The organism is Streptomyces sp. NPDC047841, from assembly GCF_040704085.1.
Lineage (GTDB): Bacteria > Actinomycetota > Actinomycetes > Streptomycetales > Streptomycetaceae > Streptomyces > Streptomyces argyrophylli.
In genome coordinates this window covers 1-3,712 of the sequence record NZ_JBEYRP010000078.1, presented here as the reverse complement: position 1 = coordinate 3,712, position 3,712 = coordinate 1, and the positions used below count along the sequence as shown (strand labels likewise).

Genomic DNA, 3,712 nt, shown 5'->3' with positions numbered 1-3,712 from the left:
CGTGGGGACGACCGTTCGGCTGAAGCGCCGCCAAGCCCTTCGCCGCTCAGGCGACGGCGTCGGCGGTCATGGCGCGCTACAGCCCGCTTGGCCGATGTTGGTGAGGTGGACGTTGTGGCGCCACGGTGCCGGTGCGGCGTGCTGGGCCGCGGCGGCGAGCCCGTCGAGTCCAAGGCCCTCGATGTCGGACAGCGCAGCGTTTAGGTCGTGGGCGGGTGCGGCTTCAAGAACCTCATCGCCGCGGTCGACGGATGGGCCTGGCCCGGTGGATCAGGCGCTTTCGGTTTCGATGGCGGGCTGGTGCGCAAAGCGGAAGGGACGGGTGCCGTCGCGGAGCTGACGGGCCTGGGTGACGGCTTCATCGAGTGTCACCGTGATGACCAGGACGGTGTCCAGACCCAAGATGCCCAGCCGCCACCGCAGGTGCTCATCCGGCACAGCGACGAGCAAGGCGCCTCCGGCCTCCCGCAGACCCTGCCAGATAGCCAGCAGGACCGTGATGCCACTGGAGTCGAGGTTGGTGACCGATGAGGTGTCCAGGACGAGGTAGCGGCAGTCGACGGCCAACAGGCGCTCGCCCGCGGCGCGGACGTCGGCACTGGTGCAGAAATCGACGTCTTGTGGAAGTGCGGCGACCACCAAGTCGTCGCTGCGGTCGATCAGATGCAGCACGACCTTCCTCCTTCTCGCCCCACGATGGTCTTGGACCGCGCTGGCTACCCACCAGGCTAGCCAGCGCGGTGGCTGTGGCGGGCCGCCGTCGGTCCGGCCCCCACGGACCCTCGCACCGTCCCGGTCATACCTGGTCAGCGTCTGCTCGAGATCGAGGGCCGAGTGTCGGTCAGTTGGTGAGGGCTTGGCGGAGGGTTTCGCGGCAGTCGATGACGGCGTCGACGCCGACGAGGCTGATGGTGCGCATCACGGATTCGCCGATGGCGGCCAGGCGTAGCCAGCCGCCGGCCTCGCTGAGGGCGTGGTGGGCGGCGATGAGGATGTTGATGCCGCTGGAGTCCATGAAGGTGACCTGGCGCATGTCGACCACGACGCGGGGGCGGGGCGTGGGGGAGGTGTCCAGGGCTTGGCGGAGGGTGTCGCCGGTGTGGTGGTCGATCTCTCCGGCCAGGGTCAGCACGCGGATGCCGTCGGTGGCGGTGGCCACGACCGACAGCTGACCGGTCTGCCCAGGTTCGGGGCTCGTCGTCTCTGGCTCAGACATGCCGGTGATCCTGGCACACGCACACCCTCGGGTGCAGTGCCGCCCGGCATGATACGAGCAGCGCCGATGTGTGTCCGATCTGACAAAACGGTATGGCGTGATCCGCGGCAAGGCGGGTAAACGCGTCGCGACTCAGCGAGCGGGAAGCGATGGCGGCCGTGATGGATCCAGATCCGGCGCCGGCACACGGCGCCACGCCGGACATGCCCGTCATACAGGCCAGCGCCGCGCTCGTCGGAGACGGCGAAGACATCGCCCACGCCCGCCATCTGGCCGCCGACTTCCTCACCCGGGTCCAGGCCGAGCACGGCCTGCCCGTCTCGCAGCGCGCCATGGACCTCACCCAGCTGGTGGTGAGCGAACTGGTCACCAACGCCCACAAGTACGCCCCCGGCCCGGTGCTGCTCGACCTGCGCATCATCGGTGACACGGTCGAGGTCGTCGTGTGGGATTCCGACCCGACCCTTCCGATCGCCCGGGCCGCGGACGTCGGCCGGGTAGGCCAGCACGGCCTGGAGATCGTCATGGCCGTCGCTCAGGGTTTCGAGGCGCAGTGCGAACCGGTCGGCAAACGCATCACCGCCCGCATCGCCCTGGCCGACGACCCCGGCGGCGCCGTCTCCGGGCGCCGCCCGATGTAAGGCGGCCGGAGCCTGCTCCTCAGGCGCGATGTGGGCCGGCAGCGTGCCGCTCCAAGGCTGCGGTTCCCAGGACCGCACATACAGACGCTCTGTTCTGAGCTGAGCCCATCGGCGTGGGGGCTTCCTGCGGCGAGCGTGTCGGCTCGCACGTGACGCTCCAGCCGCACCGGGAATGCCCGGCGGGCCGGTGTGGTTGAAGCGGGCGTGATGGTGAAGGGAACAGTGTCCCCGGGCCTCACCTATCGCATGCGAGGACGATCGTTCGGCTGAAGCCTCGCATTGCCTTTCGCCGCGTAGGCGACCGCCCTTCACGATCACACTCTTCACGGGTTCAGCCCCGGCCGGCGGCCACGCCGGCCGGGGCTGTTTCCTGCCCGGGTGAGGGCCCGTGACCGGGGTGGGGTGCGGAGCGTTGCCACGGTCGTGGACGGCTACCTGGACCTGGACGAGATCGAGTCCAGCGCCGGTGCAGACAGCGGGTGAGCGGCTGCTGCTGCTCACGCTTCATGAGGCGTACGACCCGCTGAGCTGGCTGGGCCTCGTCACGGCCGAGGGTGGGGCCCATACCGCAGAGGCCGGGCGCTGGGCCAAGGAGATCGTTGCCCGTGTCTCGTCACAGGAGTGAGTCCCGCCGCCCGGCGGCCGGGGCTGGCTAAGCCGGCGATGCCGAGGGGGTGTCGGGGGCGGCAGTGGTTGCACGCGCTGGTGCCGTCGGGTCAGCGGCACTGCGAGCACCGGCCGGGGTCGCTGGGCACCGACCCGGACCCGCCGTCACCCACCTGTCCCCGCGGCAGCGAGCAGGGATGCCGTTGCGCGTTGTGGCGGGTCGCCTCCGGGTACCCGAGCGGTCGTGGAGATCCGGGTGGCGTCGGCAAGCGTCGCGGCCCGACACCGGCAATACGCACGGGAGCGGCCATGTCGAAGACCATCAAGGAGCAGACCGTCGAGCAGCTCGGCGGAAGCCGCAGCATCCTGGTGCGGCAACGCCGCGAGCATCAGCAGATTGACCAGTTGATGGATCAGTACCTGACCCTCGACGACCTTCACCAGCGGGAACGCGTGCTGAAGCAGCTCGTTCAACTGGTCTTCAGCCACGCCTTCGCGGAAGAGACGGTGCTCTGGCCCGTCGTACGGGCCTCTGTCCCCGACGGCGACGAGCTGACGGCCCGGGTGGAGGACGAACACCAGCAGATCAACGATCTCGTCGCGGACATCGAGCGCCTGCCTGTCGGCGCCCCGGACCGGGAGGAAAAGGCGCAGCGGGCCTTTGCGCTGATACGGCAGGACATCCGGGACGAGGAAGACCTGCTCCTGCCCCGATTGCAGGACGCTGTGAACACCGCCCGGCTACGTACACTCGGCACCACCTGGGCAGCCGTGCGAGAGACTGCTCCGACACATCCGCACCCGGTCATCCCCCGGCGGCCTCCCGGGAACGCGCTGCTGGGGGTGCCGCTGAGCGTCTACGACCGCGTGCGCGACGCCCTGAGCATCGGCTCCGCCTCACGACGCAGGCGGTGACCGCGGCTCGGCCGGGATGCTCGCTGCCTTCCTCGTGGCCGTCGCGCTACAGCCGCAAGCGGAACCGATCGGCCCGAACGCTGCGGGACCCGCTTCGATCCTCACCCGGGTCCTGCGGTGCAACCGTGGCCGGCCCTGGGCCGCGATCCGTTCCGCTGCCTCGGCGACCCTCCGCTCGCCGGGCCCTGGATGATCTGGTCATCCGGCTCGGCCGCGCTCATCCGGACTGGCGCCCCTCGCGGGAACGCGCCCTCTGCCTTCCTCGGTGGCGAGCGGCTCGCCCGCCGCTCAGCCGCGCAGCCGCCCGCAGAGGTCCCCGAGCAGGTAGGCGAGT

At 70.2% G+C, this 3,712-nt stretch carries 5 protein-coding genes and 1 pseudogene; 3 read left to right on the top strand and 3 right to left on the bottom strand.

Going from position 1 to position 3,712, the window contains the following annotated elements; genetic code table 11:
• Positions 1-141 precede the first annotated feature (141 nt).
• The 3 genes and pseudogenes from AB0947_RS42665 to AB0947_RS42655 form a co-directional block, all read right to left on the bottom strand.
• Positions 142-249 (bottom strand): annotated as a pseudogene (locus AB0947_RS42665) (DNA-binding response regulator); the annotation flags it as partial.
• Positions 250-270: 21 nt separating this feature from the next.
• Positions 271-672 (bottom strand): STAS domain-containing protein, encoded by a 402-nt coding sequence (locus tag AB0947_RS42660; RefSeq protein WP_366755739.1) that lies wholly within the window; start codon positions 670-672, stop codon positions 271-273.
• A 169-nt stretch (positions 673-841) separates the two neighbouring features.
• Entirely contained in the window at positions 842-1,216 is a 375-nt protein-coding gene (locus AB0947_RS42655) for an STAS domain-containing protein (protein ID WP_366755738.1), read from the bottom strand.
• A 203-nt stretch (positions 1,217-1,419) separates the two neighbouring features.
• Between AB0947_RS42655 and AB0947_RS42650 the strand changes: the two genes are divergently transcribed.
• The 3 genes from AB0947_RS42650 (at position 1,420) to AB0947_RS42640 (ending at position 3,378) form a co-directional block, all read left to right on the top strand.
• On the top strand, positions 1,420-1,857 hold the full coding sequence (locus AB0947_RS42650; protein ID WP_366755737.1) for an ATP-binding protein: 438 nt from the start codon (positions 1,420-1,422) through the stop codon (positions 1,855-1,857).
• A gap of 466 nt (positions 1,858-2,323) precedes the next feature.
• Entirely contained in the window at positions 2,324-2,482 is a 159-nt protein-coding gene (locus AB0947_RS42645) for a DUF6417 family protein (RefSeq protein ID WP_366755736.1), read from the top strand.
• Positions 2,483-2,772: 290 nt separating this feature from the next.
• Positions 2,773-3,378 carry a hemerythrin domain-containing protein gene (locus AB0947_RS42640; protein ID WP_366755735.1) on the top strand — a complete coding sequence of 202 codons (606 nt, stop codon included), beginning with the start codon at positions 2,773-2,775 and terminating at the stop codon, positions 3,376-3,378.
• The last annotated feature ends 334 nt before the right edge of the window (positions 3,379-3,712 follow it).

Coding starts and splice junctions, on each gene's coding strand:
- AB0947_RS42655 (WP_366755738.1), bottom strand. CDS start 1,216: ATGTCTGAGCCAGAGACGACGAGCCCCGAACCTGGGCAGACCGGTCAG.
- AB0947_RS42650 (WP_366755737.1), top strand. CDS start 1,420: ATGCCCGTCATACAGGCCAGCGCCGCGCTCGTCGGAGACGGCGAAGAC.
- AB0947_RS42640 (WP_366755735.1), top strand. CDS start 2,773: ATGTCGAAGACCATCAAGGAGCAGACCGTCGAGCAGCTCGGCGGAAGC.